14 protein-coding genes are annotated in these 17,300 nt (G+C 34.0%); 7 read left to right on the plus strand and 7 right to left on the minus strand.

The features are described 5' to 3' along the window. Nucleotides 1-121 precede the first annotated feature (121 nt). From uxaC to QLQ94_RS19885, 4 genes are all read right to left on the minus strand, one after another. Nucleotides 122-1,528 (minus strand): glucuronate isomerase, encoded by a 1,407-nt coding sequence (gene uxaC / locus QLQ94_RS19870; RefSeq protein WP_271336177.1) that lies wholly within the window; start codon nucleotides 1,526-1,528, stop codon nucleotides 122-124. Nucleotides 1,529-1,552: 24 nt separating this feature from the next. Further along, a complete protein-coding gene (locus tag QLQ94_RS19875) occupies nucleotides 1,553-2,344 on the minus strand; it encodes a gluconate 5-dehydrogenase (protein WP_271336176.1) in 792 nt (263 codons plus the stop codon). Between the two features lie 5 nt (nucleotides 2,345-2,349). Beyond that, the gene (kduI, locus tag QLQ94_RS19880; protein WP_271336175.1) at nucleotides 2,350-3,189 is read right to left on the minus strand and encodes a 5-dehydro-4-deoxy-D-glucuronate isomerase; all 840 of its coding nucleotides are present in this window, start codon (nucleotides 3,187-3,189) and stop codon (nucleotides 2,350-2,352) included. Between the two features lie 88 nt (nucleotides 3,190-3,277). Then, entirely contained in the window at nucleotides 3,278-4,750 is a 1,473-nt protein-coding gene (locus QLQ94_RS19885; RefSeq protein WP_271336174.1) for an MFS transporter, read from the minus strand. Between the two features lie 446 nt (nucleotides 4,751-5,196). On the opposite strand from QLQ94_RS19885, the gene QLQ94_RS19890 reads away from it, so the two are divergent. Then, the gene (locus QLQ94_RS19890) at nucleotides 5,197-6,147 is read left to right on the plus strand and encodes an alpha/beta hydrolase (RefSeq protein ID WP_271336173.1); all 951 of its coding nucleotides are present in this window, start codon (nucleotides 5,197-5,199) and stop codon (nucleotides 6,145-6,147) included. Between the two features lie 79 nt (nucleotides 6,148-6,226). Here the strand turns inward: QLQ94_RS19890 and QLQ94_RS19895 are convergent, their stop codons facing one another. The 3 genes from QLQ94_RS19895 to QLQ94_RS19905 form a co-directional block, all read right to left on the minus strand. Further along, nucleotides 6,227-7,636, minus strand: a complete 1,410-nt coding sequence (locus QLQ94_RS19895) for a PepSY-associated TM helix domain-containing protein (RefSeq protein WP_271336172.1) — start codon at nucleotides 7,634-7,636, stop codon at nucleotides 6,227-6,229. 72 nt (nucleotides 7,637-7,708) lie between these two features. After that, nucleotides 7,709-8,944 carry a DUF4374 domain-containing protein gene (locus tag QLQ94_RS19900; RefSeq protein ID WP_271336171.1) on the minus strand — a complete coding sequence of 412 codons (1,236 nt, stop codon included), beginning with the start codon at nucleotides 8,942-8,944 and terminating at the stop codon, nucleotides 7,709-7,711. Nucleotides 8,945-8,971: 27 nt separating this feature from the next. Continuing rightward, the gene (locus tag QLQ94_RS19905; protein ID WP_271336170.1) at nucleotides 8,972-11,365 is read right to left on the minus strand and encodes a TonB-dependent receptor; all 2,394 of its coding nucleotides are present in this window, start codon (nucleotides 11,363-11,365) and stop codon (nucleotides 8,972-8,974) included. A 107-nt stretch (nucleotides 11,366-11,472) separates the two neighbouring features. On the opposite strand from QLQ94_RS19905, the gene QLQ94_RS19910 reads away from it, so the two are divergent. From QLQ94_RS19910 to QLQ94_RS19935, 6 genes are all read left to right on the plus strand, one after another. After that, nucleotides 11,473-12,507 carry a helix-turn-helix domain-containing protein gene (locus QLQ94_RS19910; RefSeq protein WP_271336169.1) on the plus strand — a complete coding sequence of 345 codons (1,035 nt, stop codon included), beginning with the start codon at nucleotides 11,473-11,475 and terminating at the stop codon, nucleotides 12,505-12,507. A gap of 502 nt (nucleotides 12,508-13,009) precedes the next feature. Continuing rightward, on the plus strand, nucleotides 13,010-13,324 hold the full coding sequence (locus QLQ94_RS19915; protein ID WP_271336168.1) for a hypothetical protein: 315 nt from the start codon (nucleotides 13,010-13,012) through the stop codon (nucleotides 13,322-13,324). A 73-nt stretch (nucleotides 13,325-13,397) separates the two neighbouring features. Further along, complete coding sequence (locus tag QLQ94_RS19920; RefSeq protein ID WP_271336167.1) at nucleotides 13,398-13,955, plus strand: 2'-5' RNA ligase family protein; 558 nt, start codon at nucleotides 13,398-13,400, stop codon at nucleotides 13,953-13,955. A gap of 323 nt (nucleotides 13,956-14,278) precedes the next feature. Then, the gene (locus tag QLQ94_RS19925) at nucleotides 14,279-15,202 is read left to right on the plus strand and encodes a helix-turn-helix domain-containing protein (protein WP_271336166.1); all 924 of its coding nucleotides are present in this window, start codon (nucleotides 14,279-14,281) and stop codon (nucleotides 15,200-15,202) included. 321 nt (nucleotides 15,203-15,523) lie between these two features. After that, nucleotides 15,524-16,249, plus strand: a complete 726-nt coding sequence (locus QLQ94_RS19930; RefSeq protein ID WP_271336165.1) for an SDR family oxidoreductase — start codon at nucleotides 15,524-15,526, stop codon at nucleotides 16,247-16,249. A 286-nt stretch (nucleotides 16,250-16,535) separates the two neighbouring features. Further along, the gene (locus QLQ94_RS19935; protein WP_271336164.1) at nucleotides 16,536-17,300 is read left to right on the plus strand and encodes an SDR family oxidoreductase; all 765 of its coding nucleotides are present in this window, start codon (nucleotides 16,536-16,538) and stop codon (nucleotides 17,298-17,300) included.

Here is a 17,300-nt window from a genome sequence, read left to right on the forward strand (position 1 = left end):
TTTCACCATTAAGAGATTAAGCAAATTAAGCTGTGTCTTAATAGTTTTCTTTTACCATTAAGTGATTAAGAAAAATTAAGCTTTGCTTTAATATCTTAATGGTAAAATTCTTTATTCTCAATTAAAATTTGAAATATTCTTTTGCGTTGTTGTATGAAATATCAGCAACCAGTTTTCCTATCCATTCCATGTCGTTTGGCAATTCTCCGCGTTTGATTTCATCTCCAAGAAGATTACATAAAATACGTCTGAAATATTCGTGTCTTGGGAAAGACAAGAAACTTCTTGAATCTGTAAGCATTCCAACGAAACAACTAATTAATCCCATGTTTGAAAGGGCATTTAGTTGTTTGGTCATTCCGTCTTTTTGATCCAAAAACCACCAACCAGATCCAAACTGCACTTTACCTTTAATGCTTCCGTCATTGAAATTTCCAATCATGGTAGCCATCACTTCGTTATCAGCCGGATTTAAATTATAAATGATCGTTTTGGTCAATTTATCTTTACTGTCCAATGCATTTAAAAAACTTGATAATTTTTGGGCCTGTGGATAATCTCCAATAGAATCCCAACCTGTATCAGGTCCTAAAATGCTATGCATACGAGCATTATTATTGCGCAATGCACCTAAGTGAAACTGCTGTACCCAGCCAAACTGATGGTATGTTTCAGACAAGAATAACAATACTGCACTTTGAAATTTCAATGCTTCCTCGGGAGTAATAGTTTGATTTTCTCTTTTCTTTTTGAAAATTGTATTTATTTCACTCTCCGTAAAATTTTCAAAATAAATCTGATCCAAACCGTGATCACTAAGTTTGCAGCCATTTGAATTAAAAAATTCAATTCTGTTTTTTAATGCACTACATAAATCTGAGTAGGTATTAATTGCAACTCCGGACACATCCCCTAATGTGTCCAGATATGCATTATAACCATCATTAGAAATTAAGATGGCTTTATCAGGTCTGAAAGCCGTACTCATTTTAGTTCCGATAGGATTTTTTGCCAGTTTCTGGTGAAACTCTAAACTATCAATCGGATCTTCTGTAGTACAAACCAATTCAGCGTTTACTTTTTTAAGCAGGTTTTGTGTGCTGTATGCCTGAGAATTAATTTTTTCCGTAGTTTCGATATAGATTTTCTCTGCTGATTTTTCATTCAGTAAATCATAGATATCAAAATAACGTGCTAATTCTAAATGTGTCCAGTGGTACAAAGGATTACGCATGGTGTACGGAACCGTTTTTGCCCAGTTGATGAACTTATCTTTATCTGAACCATTTCCGGTTACGAATTGCTCGTTGATTCCCAACGTACGCATCGCGCGCCATTTATAATGATCTCCGTTGATCCAAACCTGTGTGATATTGTCAAAAATTTTATCTTCAGCAATAAACTGAGGATTCAAATGATTGTGATAATCGATTATAGGTTGATTTTTTGAATAGTTATGGTATAACTCTTCAGCAAATTTATTTTCAAGTAAAAAGTTATCGTTTATGAATGTTTGATTTGCGCTCATGTCTTTTTAAATATAATTTGAGAATTATTCTTCGTTTGATGGTTTACCAATTGTAGCCAAAATTCCACCATCTACATACAAAATGTGACCGTTGACAAAATCACTTGCTTTTGAAGATAAAAATATTGCTGCTCCTGCTAAATCACCCGGATCTCCCCATTTTGCAGCCGGAGTACGACTGATGATAAAATCGTTAAAAGGGTGACCATCAACACGAATAGGTTTTGTTTGTTCCGTAGCAAAATAACCCGGTCCGATTCCGTTGATCTGAACATTGTATTTTGCCCATTCTGTCGCCATGTTTTTAGTCAGCATTTTCAAGCCGCCTTTTGCAGCAGCATAAGCACCAACCGTATTACGGCCTAATTCACTCATCATCGAGCAAATGTTGATTATTTTTCCTTGTCTTCTTTCGATCATTCCTTTTGCAACATGCTTAGAGACAATAAAAGGAGAAACTAAATCGATATCAATCACTTCTTTAAAATCGGCAACTTCCATTTCGATTAACGGAATTCTTTTGATGATTCCCGCATTGTTAATCAAAATTGCAATTGGCCCTACTTCACTTTCAATTTTCTGAATTGCAGAGATCACTTCTTTTTCATCGGTTACATTAAATTTGTAACCCACCGCATTTATTCCTTCACTTTGAAGTGCTGCTACAGCATCGTCAATTTTTTGCTGAGAAGAGTTTCCGTTTACAACAATTGTTGCTCCAGCCTGACCTAATCCTTTTGCCATTGCCATACCCAGTCCGTGTGTACTTCCTGTAATCAGGGCAATTTTTCCTTTTATATCAAATAAGTCTGTCATAATTCTTATCTTAAATCTGTGATTTTACAAACATCCATATCTCCGTAATCTAAATTTTCTCCCGCCATTCCCCAGATAAAAGTATAATTACTGGTTCCTGAGCCTGAGTGAATTGACCATGGCGGAGAAATCACTGCCTGATGATTGTTCATCCAGATATGTCTTGTTTCCTGAGGTTGTCCCATAAAATGGCAAACTGCCTGATTTTCCGGAATATCCAAATAAAAGTAAACTTCCATTCTACGATCGTGAACGTGTGCCGGCATGGTATTCCAGACACTTCCCGGACGCAATTCCGTCATTCCCATTTGCAATTGGCAAGTCGTAACCACACTTCCAATAATCATTTGATTTACAGTACGGTGATTGGCTGTTTCCATCGTACCCAATTCTAATTTATTTGCTTCTGCCAAACTTACTTTTACCGTTGGGTAAGTAGTATGGGCCGGTGCAGAGTTGATATAATATTTTGCCGGATTTTTGCTGTCATTACTTCTAAAGATTACTTCTTTGTTACCGCTCCCGATATACAAAGCATCTTTAAATCCTAATTCATATGTTTTTCCTTCAACAACAATAGAACCGCTTCCTCCAACATTGATAATTCCTATTTCTCTTCTTTCTAAAAAATAGCTTGCTTTAAGCGGATCGATACTTTCTAATTTCAAATCTCCTTTTACCGGAACCGCAGAACCGGCAATGTATCTGTCGTAATGAGAATATGTTAATACAACTTCGTCCTGCTGCATTAAATCATCAATTAAGAATTCATTTCTCAATTCCTGAGTATCATATTTTTTTACAGCTTCTGGGCTTGACGCGTATCTTGAACTATATTTTGTCATAATTTTTATTTTAATGTAATCGATTGCACAAAATTAGATTTTTATTTTAAATATACATTTTTTGAAGTAATAAAATTTTCCAAAAATATTACATTCCTGTAATCGGGCTGTATTTTGGAACTAAAGCTTTCATTACTATCCAGCCCGTTAAGTAACAAACAGCACAGATGGAGAAAATGATGAAGTATCCGGCTTCAATACCGTGAAAGCCCATAAAAGACATATTGGTTTCTTTAGCATGATCAAATAATAATCCAGAACCTTTGTTGATTATCGTAGAACCAACACCTCCTGCTAAACCGCCAATTCCTGTAATGGTAGCAATTGCTTTTTTAGGAAACATATCACCAACGGTTGTAAAAATATTGGCTGACCATGATTGATGCGCTGCACCTGCAATACCAATAATAATTACGGGAATCCAGTAACTGATATACCCTAAAGGCTGCGCAATTAGAGCTAATAAAGGAAAAAATGCAAAGATTAACATTGCCCTCATTCTGCCCTCATAAGGATTCATTCCTTTTTTCTCTACAAAATAAGTTGGTAACCAACCACCAATAATAGAAAGCAGTGTTATCATGTAAAGAACAAATAACGGAAGAGCAGCCTGAGTAGAATCCATTCCGTAAACAGAACTTAAGTACGCCGGTGTCCAAAACAAAAAGAACCACCAAACACCATCTGTCATAAATTTACCAAAAGCAAAAGCCCAGGTTTGTTTGTATTTAAAGCATTCAGCAAAAGATACTTTAGTTGTAGTTTCAGGCACATAACCTACTAATTTACTATCTGCAACATCATCTTGCTGGATATATTCTAATTCAGAAGCAGATACTTTTGGATGTCTTTCCGGTTTATCATACATAAAAACCCAAAATCCCATCCAGACAAAACCTAGTGCCCCAATAATAATAAAAGCCATTTCCCAACCGAAAGATTTCGCGATAAACGGAATCGATATCGGAGCGGCTAATGCTCCTACAGTTGCACCGGCATTAAAAATACTGGTAGAAAAAGCCCTATCTTTTTTAGGAAAATATTCTGCTGTAGTTTTTATAGCTGCAGGAAAATTTCCTGCCTCTCCTACCGCCAAAACAAAGCGGGCAAAAATGAATAATGTAACACTTACATTAATAACTAATCCGGTATCTTGCACAAGATTAATAGCGTCTTTAGCCCCTTCAAAGCCTACAAACCAATTTCCTGTAATAATTCCTGCTGTTGCAATACCACAAAATGCATGCAAACAAGCTCCTAAAGACCATATTCCGATAGCCCAAAGAAACCCTCTTTTAGTATCTAACCAATCGACAAATCTTCCTGCGAATAATAATGAAACTGCATAAAAAATAGAGAATAGTGCTGTAATATTTCCGTAATCATTGTTTGTCCAATGAAATTCAGGTGCAATAAAATCACTCCATGTTAAAGAAAGTACTTGTCTGTCTAAGTAATTTATGGTCGTTGCAAAAAAGAGCAAGGCACATATACTCCAACGATAACTTCCTGTTGTTTTTTTTGTTTCATTGTTAATAACTGCATCTGGTGGTTGATTCATAGTAAAGGCTTGTTAAAAAATTGATATTTTTTTTGGTAATTTCATTTTGCTCCTTAAAACCCTGCGCACAGACCGTAAAATCAATGCATTAAATCTAATGAAACAAAACAATGTAATCGATTGCACAAATATACTTTTTAATCTTTATATTCCAAATAAATTGTATAAAAAATTATTTTAATCAAATAAATAAACATATAGAATAAAAAAATATGCTCAAAATTACAAATTAAACAATATATTTGTTAAATGATCACATGTGAAATTTGTCCTTTTTAAGGGGTAAAATTGTACCAAAATCAATACTTTCAAATCTTTTTTAGACGAACTTTCTTATTTAAGGCAAAACTTGTTTTTTTAACTTTCTTTAAAATTCATAAATCAATAAAAAGTTCTATTTTTGAATATCTTCCAATACATTATCATTGAACTAAATCACAATACAATTGAAAACTCCGAAAAAATCCCACTGGAAAAAAGCTTTTATAGTTCTTGCGCTCGTTGCAGGAATAACAAATGAAATGCAGGCACAAAATCAAATAATCCCGATTTGGAATAAAATACCGGATCAAATTAAAGCTCCGGATTACAAGGAAAACCAAAGTATCAAAGACGGAAAAGTGCAAAGCACAAGTTTAGTTTCAATTCCTACTTTGAGTATTTTTTTGCCAAAGGAAAACAAACCCAATCAAGCGGCAGTTCTTATTTTTCCCGGCGGTGGATATCAGCATTTGGCTATTGACAAAGAAGGTACTAAAGTTGCTGAATGGCTTAATACTTTAGGAATCGCTGCTTTTGTGGTAAAATACAGATTGCCAAGTGATAAAATAATGAAAAACAAAAGTGTTGGACCGCTACAGGATGCTCAGGAAGCGTTGCGTTACGTGAGACAAAATGCTATAAAATATAATATTGATCCTACCAGAATTGGAATTATGGGCTTTTCTGCCGGCGGACATTTAGCCTCGACTTTAGCGACGCATTATGATGATAAAGTTTATGATACAAGTTCTAAAGTAAGTGCGCGTCCGGATTTTGCACTTTTAATTTATCCTGTAATATCAATGGTTGAAAATATTACGCACAAAGGTTCACAAACCAGCTTAATAGGTGATCATGCTTCTCAGGATGTTCTGGACTATTTTTCGAATGAAAAAAGAGTAACAGCTCAAACTCCTCCCACTTTTTTAGTACATGCCAGCGACGATCAGACCGTTATGCCAGAAAACAGTATTAATTATTATTTGGCTTTGAAAAATAACGGAGTTCCTGCTGAATTGCATATCTATGAAAAAGGCGGACACGGTTTTGGACTAGGTGTAAAAGATACTAGCAAATTCTGGACAAGAGACTGTGAAGAATGGCTTAAAACCCGCGGATACAGCAATCAAAATTAAAGTAACACAAAAGGCGAAACTCATAAAGTTTCGCCTTTCTAACTAACATCAAAAAGTATAAAAACGGATTCTCAGTCCGTTATACTGACAATTCTTTCTCTAACACTTGCTTAGGTTTAGCGATGGGAATTGCTTTTGCCGCAACCTTTGGAGATGAAACAGTTTTTTTGCCAAATTTCTGTTTTCCCCACCAAATTAAAAATCCCGTAATGGGTAAACTTGCCGAAATCAGACTGGCAAAAAAAGCAATAATTTTTCCGGTAAGTCCAAGGACAGCGCCCACATGAATATCATAATTCATCCTGCGAATTTTATCCGGAATATTGGCTTCGATATATTTTCCTGAAAAAGGAGTTTTTATCGATATTTCTTTTAAGGTTTGCTGATCAAAACTATAGCGATCCATATTATAATAGGTGTTCTTTTGTTTGTAAACAAATGCGCCAATAGGGTCCGCTGGCTTTTCAGGAATACTAATCATAATTCCTGCAGCCTGAGGATTTTCTTTTGCTATGTTTTTTAAAACCCTGTCAACTGTAGACAATTCAAATGTTTTGACGTGCGTTGTATCAGATTTTGGAGATTCTCTATTTTCAACTAATGGTTTTCCGCCGGAAGTAACCCAATATAAGGATTTACTCCACCAGCCAAAACTCCATACCAAGCCGGTTACAGCAATAAAGAACAGAAAAATACAACTGTAAAACCCCAGCACATTATGCAAATCATAATTGACACGTTTAAAACTGGCATCTGTTTTTATTTTGAAACTTTTATTAATAATTGACTTAATCCATTTGGTTGGCCACCAAAGTACTATACCTGAAATCAATAGAATAACAAAAATTATAACCGCCACACCTACAATTGGCCTGCCAATATCATAAGGCAGCCATAAGGCACGATGACCATTTAAGATCCATCTGAAAAAATCCGGGGAATCTGTTCTTGAAACTGATTTTATATTAAGAATCTCACCTGTGTAAGGATTCATATATATACTGGTAAAAACACCACTTCTTCTCTTTTTGGGTTTTTCTTCTTTTCCTTTTCCCTTTGCTTTTCCTTTTTCTAATGTTTTTCCTTTCTCGCTATCGTTTTTAGCAATTCCTTCTTTTTTCCCTTTTCCTTCTTTGTCTTTTCCTTCTTCTTTCTTTTGGATAAAGTATCCCACAATGGCGGCATCCTCTTTTTCTCCAAAAGTTACACTGGTTGCATGTTTTCCTTTCATTGCTTTATCTGCAATTGTAACCAACTGGGAGGGCAATAAAAAAGCTTTTTCCTGAGGTTCGACAAAACGCCAGTCTTCAATAAAATCTTTAATTTCATTTTCAAAAACATAAATACAGCCCGTAATACTAACAATGACGACGATAATACCAGAAGCCAGTCCGAGCCATAAATGCAGCCAGGCCATAACACGCTTGAAAAGCGATTTTTTACTTTTTTTCTTATTTGAACTTGATTTTGATTTTGAAAAAGAAAACATATTTAATAACGTATAAGGATAAATAAAAAAACCGCAAGCCCCGAAAGGCCTACGGTTCAAAAAAAACCAATTTTAATATTTTAACTTCGCAATTGCAGTAATTTGACCACCTTCGACTTTCATACCTTTAGTAGCAACCGCAGTTGAACCATTAATAGTATAAATCCAGTTTCCTTCAGGTGTATTAATACCAATTACAGCAGAATTTCCGTCTTCTGTAGTAATATTATAACGACTTGTAGCCGAAGTTAATGTTGCGGGAACATTCGTTACCCATGTAAATGTTTGGTTGTAAACATCTGCAATAGCCAATTTAGCTGCTCCGTTGTTTTTACCCACATTACCGTACATCAACAATAAAAATTTACCTTTTGAGATATAACTTGTAGCTGAGATTTTGTACCCTCCTGATTTTTCCTGTACATTAAAAAAGTATGACTGATCAAATTCTGTAGTTCCTTTTTTAATTTTAATAATTGCAGATGGCTTTTTAGAAACCAAAACTGAATTACTTGTTGCGATTGCTCCTGAGAATCCATACGCATCACCGTTTTCATCCTGAAACAATCCATTTGTAAAATAAGCACCTAAATAACTTGTACGGTTATCTTTGATTACTTTTTCTAATTTAAGCTCCGGATAGTTGTAAACAGCCACCCAGGTACTATCCGGATTTACAGTTCCAAAATTATCAACTCCATCTCCTTTGATACTCATATACGGCATATATACTTTATCTCCAACCTGAGTCGCCCAGGTATAAAAAGCTCTTTCTCCGTTTTTTGCTAATTTTTTAGTGTCGTGTTGCGCTTCACCGGTAATTAATGATTTTTCAGCATCAATTTTATACATTGAAGCAATCGAAGCATCACCGCTTCTTGGAACTTTTATTGTTAAGATATCTTTGTTTACTGCTGCAAATACCTGTACGGTTTCAGCCTGGAAATTCGATTTTTTCACCAATTTTCCTTCTGTATTCAGATTATAAGTAGTTACTGCACCAGGGTTTCCTTGTCCGTAAAGTAAGCTAAAGAATTTATTTTGATTGGTAATATAATAACGGTACGAACCGTCTTGCTCTAATCCGTTTCCTGTTGTTGTAATAGATCCTGTAGAAATATCATCAGCCGTCAGTAAATAATCTGCAATTCCTGCTGCTCCTGTAGTAGCAGTAATAATGTATTTTGTTTTACCTGTATCTCCTCCTCCACCTGGTTCGCCTGCAGATTTGTCAGAATCACTGCTGCACGAGAATGATGTAAAAGCCACTACAGCCGATAATATCGCTAATTTGCCCATTTTTTTCATAATAGTTTATTGTTTGAATTATTAAATTTATTTATTTGATTTGGTGAAAAAATACCTGAATTTTATATTAAAAGCACGACTTGGTTTTTGCAGCGAAAAGTTGTCATACAGCTTGTTGTCTAAGACATTTTTGCACTCGAATGCGATATTGTATTTACCATCTGCAAAGGTGTAAACCGCATTTAAATCATGATTAAATTGTTGTGGTATATCAAGTTTACCATCCTTGGTACCGCGGCTTGGCCATGATAAATAATAGTCGTGTACATACAAAAAGTTGTAGCCAATAGATAAATTATTACCTTTTTTTATACAATCATAAAAAAATACTGAAGCATCCAGATTGCCAAAAAGAAAAGGAATATTAGGCACTCTGTCTTTGTACCATAACGACACAAAATTTTCGTTTGGTTCGTATTTCGTCATATTACGAAGATTTTGATACGTCATATTCATCCCCGCAGTAAATCTATTTCGGTATGAATATCTCACTTCACCATCTATACCATAATTTGTAACTCCTTTTTGGTTCACATTGGTTACCATTGTTTGATTCAGATTCAATTCAGGACGAATAAAATCAGTTGCATCCCGATACAAAAGATTTACATCGAATGTCATCGCATTGACTTTCTTAAAACTAGTCTGATAACTGAATCCAAGATTAAAATTGTTACTTGTTTCCGGCTCAAGTCCAATATTCCCCGCTATATTATTATTTACGTTTCCAAATAATTCTTCAGGAGTTGGCAATCTGTAGCTTTTTTCAAAAGACCCCTTTAACTGCAGATTATGTTTTAAGTAATAACTGCTGGCGGCACCATATCCAACCAGATTTTTGTTGTTAACATGTTCTCTGTACGCAATATCACCAGTTGTACCGGAAGGGTTGTAACTTTCTGAATAAGTACTTTTTAAAGAGTAATTTTTGATAAATACAGATGTGCTCCATTTCTCATTGTAGTCAAATTTGTAACCTGCGCCCAAAACATTTTTTTGTGTTTTTTTCGGTTGCTTATATACTAATGATTCCGGAACCAACTCATCGCTTTCTTTACGATCAAAAGTATTAAACGTGTTATTTAGCATAAAAGAATGTCTTAGTCCTAAAGCATACGTAAAATTTGCTGTGGCTATACCATTATTATTTTTGAATTTACGCAGCGTACGGCTACGTTCACCACCTAATCCTACGAGTTCTCTGTAATCTCCAAACCAGTTATACCTTCTATAAACGGTATCGACATTCTGTTCTTCACCAAAATTAAAATTACCCGTAACGTTAACATTTAGCCCTTTTGTAAATAAATCTTTTACCTGATACTTTACTGTTGGCATTAAGATATTTCCTGTGCTGTACACTTTTCCAAAGACACTCGTCATTCGGGCTCCAGTTTGAATATCGGCTTTGTTTTCTCCGGCTGTAAAACCAAATAATAATTTATCAGCGTATTTTTTACCTGTTATTCCAATATTAAAAATCACCGTCTCGTTGCGATAACTATCATGAAACCTTCTCACACGGGCATTTGGAAAATATTCGCCTGTGTACAAATCGGCCGCTTCAACATTTACCCAATAATTATTATCTGAATAATTCTGAAACGCGTTAATTTCAGTAGTAAAACCACTTTTTGCCGTATATCCCGCATTGATAGTCGTACGATGTGTATTGAATGATCCAAAAGAGTACGAAGCATCCAGATAAGTGCGGGGTTTAGAATTTGTTACAATATTAACCGCACCTCCAAGAGCATCTCCGCCTAACCAGATAGGCACAACACCTTTGTAAACTTCTATTCTGTCAGCAAGATTTATTGGAATATTATTCAATTGAAAAGACGAACCAAAATTATCCATAGGCACACCATCAATAAAAAACTTTACCTGATTACCTGAAAAACCATTAATAGAAAGCTCAGATTTAGAACCTACACCACCCGATTCACGAACCCGAACACCGGAAACCCTGTCTAATGCATGCGACAAATCGAGAGTAGAATTGTGGAGCTTTTTTGCATCAATCGCCGTAACGCTATAAGCTTGTTTGTTTACTTTATCTGTTTGCGAACGGCCTAACACTGTTACAGATTCTAATTGATTCAATTCACTCTGTAACTGAACAGAAAAACTGACATTACTTGCTAAAACTTCAATGTGTTTTTTTTGAGTTGAGAAACCAATTGCCGTAATTTTTAAAACATGTTTTCCCGGCTTTACATTTTTGAAAATAAACTTTCCGTTTTCATCAGAAATAATACTTAAGTCAGTTTTTTCTATATTAATTGTGGCATAAGGAATTGTTTGCCCTGAATTTTCTGTTACCTCTCCACTTACTGAAACTCCCAGTTTTTGCTGGGAATACGATAGGATTGTAAAGAAAAAAAATATACTAAAAAATAAAAATTTGTGAGTTGTCATATCTTTAATTAGACTAATTATAAATAACTTTGGCGCAAAAGTACCATCAACAACTCTAAAAAAGATAGGGAAAAACGGATTATTATTTTGTAAAAACGGATTATATTTTGAAGATCAAATCGAAAATTTCAGGACACGAAAACTCAATTATTCAAATTGAAATTGGTGGCACTCATTATCCGAAAAATTATTTAACGGAAGAGAATGTCTACATAAAAAACAACGATTCAGAAGAAATTAAAAGCCATCATTTGATTACAGACGGAATGGTTTTACTGGATACACAAATGCTTTTTTCGACCCCACAAACTATCATTTTTGAAATTGACGAAGAATCAGTTGTCATGAATTTTATCTGCTGCAATAATGTCGAAACTCATATTGATCAATTAGAAACCGAAAAATATTCAAAAAAGAATACCCATAATATATTTTACGCTACAAAATATAAGGCAACTTTTAAAATACCTGCTTTCGAACAAACTAACCATTTCTCAATCATCCTATCAAAAGATTTTTACTACAAGATTATCAACGAAGACTGGGAACTTCATGAGAAATTTTCAAAAAATATCTTGCTTAAAAAATCCAGTTATCTGACCTCAAAATACATTCCGTTTACGCCAGCGATACAATGGGTAATTCACGAAATAAAGAATTGTAATCGTCAGGGCGCATTAAAAAAAATGTATTTGGAAACCAAAATCAAGGAACTGCTGATACATCAACTTGAAAAAATCATAACCATACCGGTACAAAAAGATCAAATTGATGAAGACGATTATAATAAATTACTGGAAGCGAAACATATATTGGATAAAGATTATGTTCATGCACCAACATTAACAGAGCTTTCAAGAACGATTTCGCTAAATGAATTTAAGCTAAAAAAAGGATTTAAAGCTTGTTTTGGAACTACTGTAAAAAGCTATATTATTAAACTCCGAATGGAACATGCCAAAGAACTATTTCAGAATAAGGCTTCGACCGTTAGCGACGTAGCATATAAATGCGGCTATAAAGATGTGTCACATTTTTCGGCAGCTTTTAAAAATTTCTATGGTTTTTCTCCCCAGAAATTCAAAATCAATTGGGACTTTATTCATATCTGGATTACCGGAATTCTAATATTCACCCAATAAAAAAAGGGTCTTTAGACTTTGTTACAAAATAACGTTATCTAAAAACCCTGTAAAATTAGACTTTTGTATGCTTGCAAACTTATACAAAGCCATCCATCATCAAATGGATATGTCAAATTTCATTGCAAAAAAAAAAAATGTTTCTCCAAAAACAGTTAACCTGTAGTATCTGTAATGTTGTTTAAAAAGGCAAAAAACATCACCTATATCGATTTCTACGCGACAAAATTACAAGCTACTTTAAAGAAAACATTACGGCTTTCCTCATTCATGCAAAATATTTTTATCCAAAAAACGCTAACACACTAATTCTCTGAGGTTATCGTTTATTTAACTCTAAAAAAAAATATCTCTTAAAAACACTTTTTTCAAGAAATTGCTAAAAACCTTACTTTCTGAATTGCTTAAATATTCAAATTAAAAACTCAGAAACTCTATTTCTTATCCTGGATTAAGTCCAAACTATTATTTTACTTCTAAATTTGCAAATAAAATATTGATTATGAAAACATATGAATTCTTAATACTCGGAAAAAACCAACCGATCCTGGAAATTTTACTACGACTGGTAAACGCTTACGAAAACTGGAATGCAATAGCTTTCAATGACGAAAAAACAGCTCAGACATATTTCTTAAACAACAAAATTGATATTGTTTTATTAAGTTCTGCGATAGAAGAACAAGTCGAAAAAGATTTTACATCGTTTTGCATCAAACACCAACCTGAAGTAGAAGTAATTGAACATTTTGGCGGAGGAAGCGGATTACTTAAATCAGAAATAGAACACAGATTGTATTTAAAGGGAAAACTTTAGGTTTCCTTATTTTTAAAGTATCGATCATACGTTTTCATTTTAAAATTTAAATTTGCATAAAATCCAATCTTAAATGGAAAAGAAATATTCAGTTGTTATTCATCCTTCAGAAGAAATTATACAAATTATCAAAACCATGAAAGAAGGTTTGGCTTCCAGAATTGGTTGGTTCAACAGCAAAAATTCAGTAGCTCACATTACAATTTGCGAATTTAAAATTGATGATTCTCAAATCGATAAATTCAAACAAAAGCTGGGTAAAATCGCTGATACGTTTACTCCTTTTCAGGTACATTCAGATCATTTCGATTCTTATCCAAATGGTGCATTCTTCATTGGTCCTGACGAAAACTCTAAAGTACAACTGAAATCTATCATGAAAAAAATTCAGGATACACTCCTGATACCTGGTAAAGACAGAAGCAGCGATCCACATATTTCTATTGCAAGAAAACTTAGTCCTGAAAATATTGCAATTGCAAACGAATTATTTACCACAATTGATGTTCGCTTTTTGTGCGATCATATAATATTACGAGAATTAGAACCTAAAAAGCAATATTTCGTAATAGATAGTTTTTCTTTTGGCAGTAATCCACAACCGGAATTAATTCAGGGAAGTTTGTTTTGATGGGGTTGCCGCAAAGGCACTAAGACACAAAGTTTATTTATTAAATACTGCTATCTTGGGATCCTTCGCTCCTCAGGATGACAAAAATGAACAAAAAAATCAGCTTAAATCCGTTTAAATCTGCTAAATCTGCGTGCTAAAAAACATAAAATTCTAAAAGCTTTGTCTTCAAGCAGCTTTGCGAACTCTTTGCGTTTACTAAGCGCAAACTAAAAAATTGCGGCCTTTGCGGTTAAATAAACACAAAGCAAAGCAACCTGAAACTTCAAACTAAAAAAACAATCTTTTAATTTTCGTATATTTGAATTTTACAATTCACTCTTATGAAATCACTAGATTCATTCTACCAGGATATTACCGAAGGCTCTTCTGTAGAACCAAGCTCATTATTACCCAACGACATTAAAAAAGAAATTGGTCATTTTAATGTTTTTGATATTAAAGAACTTTTGGAAAGAATGCAGGGAAAACCCGGGATGCCATATGATCGACGTGCTTACTACAAAATCAGTTTGATAAAAGGTAAAAATCGAGCTGAATATGCCGATAAAATAATCGAAATCAACAAACAGGGGCTTTTATTTGCTACACCAAAAATTCCTTATAATTATCTTCCGCAAGACACCAATCAATCCGGACAATTTTGTGTTTTTACAAGTGAGTTTTTATCCAAAAACAAAAGCGGAATTGACTTAGATGAACTTCCTATTTTTGCATCAGACGGATATCCTATTTTTCAGCTTACGGATGAAGAAGTTGCCGAAGTGGAATTGATTTTCAACAAAATACAAAAAGAAATTAATTCTGATTATATTTATAAATATGATTTAATCCGAAATTATGTGGCGGAGTTAATTCACTTTGGGCAAAAATTGCAGCCTATAACCGCTTTGTATTCCAAACATAATTCGGCAGCAAGAGTTTCCTCTTTATTTGCTGAATTACTGGAAAGACAATTCCCAATAGAATCACCAAATCAACGATTAGAACTGAGAACAGCCAAAGATTTCGCCGAACGATTATCCGTTCATGTGAATCATTTAAATAAAGTTTTAAAAGAAAACACCGGAAAAACCACCACTGAACTCATCAGCAGCAGATTAACCAATGAAGCAAAAGTACTCCTAAAACAAACCGATTGGAATATCTCTGAAATCGCATTTTCATTGGGTTTCGAGGAACTGGCGCATTTTTCTAACTTCTTTAAAAAACAAACAACCTATACGCCTTTAGCATTCAGGAATTGATTATAGAATATAGATCATAGAATATAGATCATAGAATATAGATTATAGAATATAGATTATAGAATATAGATTATAGAATATAGATCATAGAATATAGATCATAGAATATAGAATATAGATTTTGGAAAACTTTGTCAAAGTTTTAAACTTTGACAAAGTTGAACACCAAGTTTTGGAATTTGGAATTTATTTTTTAGAATTTATTTTTAGATTTATTTTCTTCCCTTGGTTTGAATTTCGCAAACATCGATTTGATATTTACAATTCCCTAAGCCTACTTCGCTCCTACCTTTGTCCTATCAATTTAAAAGAACGAAAAAGATGAACTTATCAAATAACAAAATTCTAATAACAGGTGGCGCAAGTGGTATTGGACTTGGCTTAACCGAAAGATTTATTCAGGAAAACAACACTGTAATTATTTGCGGCAGACGAGAGTCTGTTTTAAATGAAGTAAAGGCAAAATTCCCAGCCGTAATTACAAAAGCATGTGACTTAGCAATCGAATCTGAGCGTATAGCGCTTTACGAATGGATTGCAGAAAATCATCCTGATTTGAATGTTTTAATTAACAACGCAGGAATCCAGAAATGGGTGTCGGTTACGGATGCTGATTTCTATGAAAGTGCTAAAACAGAACTTGCTACCAATATTGAAGCTCCGTTACATTTAACGTCACTTTTTATTCAGCTAAAATCGCTTACGACCGTAATGAATGTGACTTCTGGATTGGCACTTTCGCCTTTCGCAAAAGTTCCGGTTTATTCAGCTACTAAAGCATTTTTCCGTTCGTTTACAATTTCACTTCGTCATATATTGAAATCAAAAAACATTGAAGTGATCGAAATTATTCCTCCGGCACTAAATACAGATTTGGGAGCTCCTGGTTTGCATGACGCACATCCAAGCGTAAGTGATTTTATCATCTCTATTTTTGAGCAATTGAAAGAAGGAAAAGATGAACTTACTTTTGGAACCAGTGCAACAAGAATAAACGCAAGTGTTCCGGAATTAAAAGCTTCATTTAACGCATTGCATTCTAATTAATTTGATGGAACATAATTTAATTAAACACATAGAAACATAGCTTTTAGCAACTTTAAAAAAGGCATTTCATTTATTTAAATTCACATAGCTATGTGTTAGAAACTAGTTTCTTTTACAATCTTTTTAACTCAAAATAAAATCTATGTTTCTATGTGTTTAATTTTTTTCTCGCAGATTTAAAAGATCAAGCAGATTTTATAATCTATTTAATCCTTTAATCTGTGGCATACATTTTTAATTCTCAATTTTTAATTCAATAATAAATAAAATTTAAAACATATATAAAATGGCAGTAAATACAAAAATAGCTCTTGTTACCGGTGGTAGCAGAGGTTTAGGAAAAAATATGGCAATCGCAATTGCAAAAAAAGGAATCGACGTTATCATTACGTACAACAGCAAAAAAGACGAAGCTGATGCTGTGGTAAAAGAAATTGAAGGTTTAGGACAAAAAGCAGCTTCATTACAATTGAATGTGGCGGATTCAGGAACTTTTGATGGCTTTTTTAATCAAGTTTCAGAGGCTTTAAGAAGTACTTTCCAAACAGATAAATTCGACTTTTTAGTAAATAATGCGGGAATAGGAATCCATAATTCATTTGTTGGAACAACTGAGACTGAATTTGATCAATTGACTAATATTCAGTTCAAAGGTCCATTTTTCTTAACTCAAAAAGCGTTGATCTTCTTAAATGACGGTGGCGGAATTGTGAATATTTCTACAGGTCTGGCTCGTTTTTCATTTCCTGGTTATGCTGCTTATGCCGCTATGAAAGGTGCTATTGAAACTCTGACAAGATATCAGGCAAAAGAATTAGGCACAAGAAAAATTAGAGTAAACGTAGTTGCTCCTGGTGCTATAGAAACAGATTTTGGCGGCGGGGTTGTTCGTGATAATGAACAAATGAACCAACAAATAGCATCTGTAACAGCTTTAGGAAGAGTTGGTTTACCTGATGATATTGGCGGTGTCGTTGCTTTTTTATGTACCGAAGATGCGAGATGGGTAAATGCACAGCGTATTGAAGTTTCAGGCGGAATGATGCTTTAA

Source organism: Flavobacterium sp. B114r, assembly GCF_056824125.1.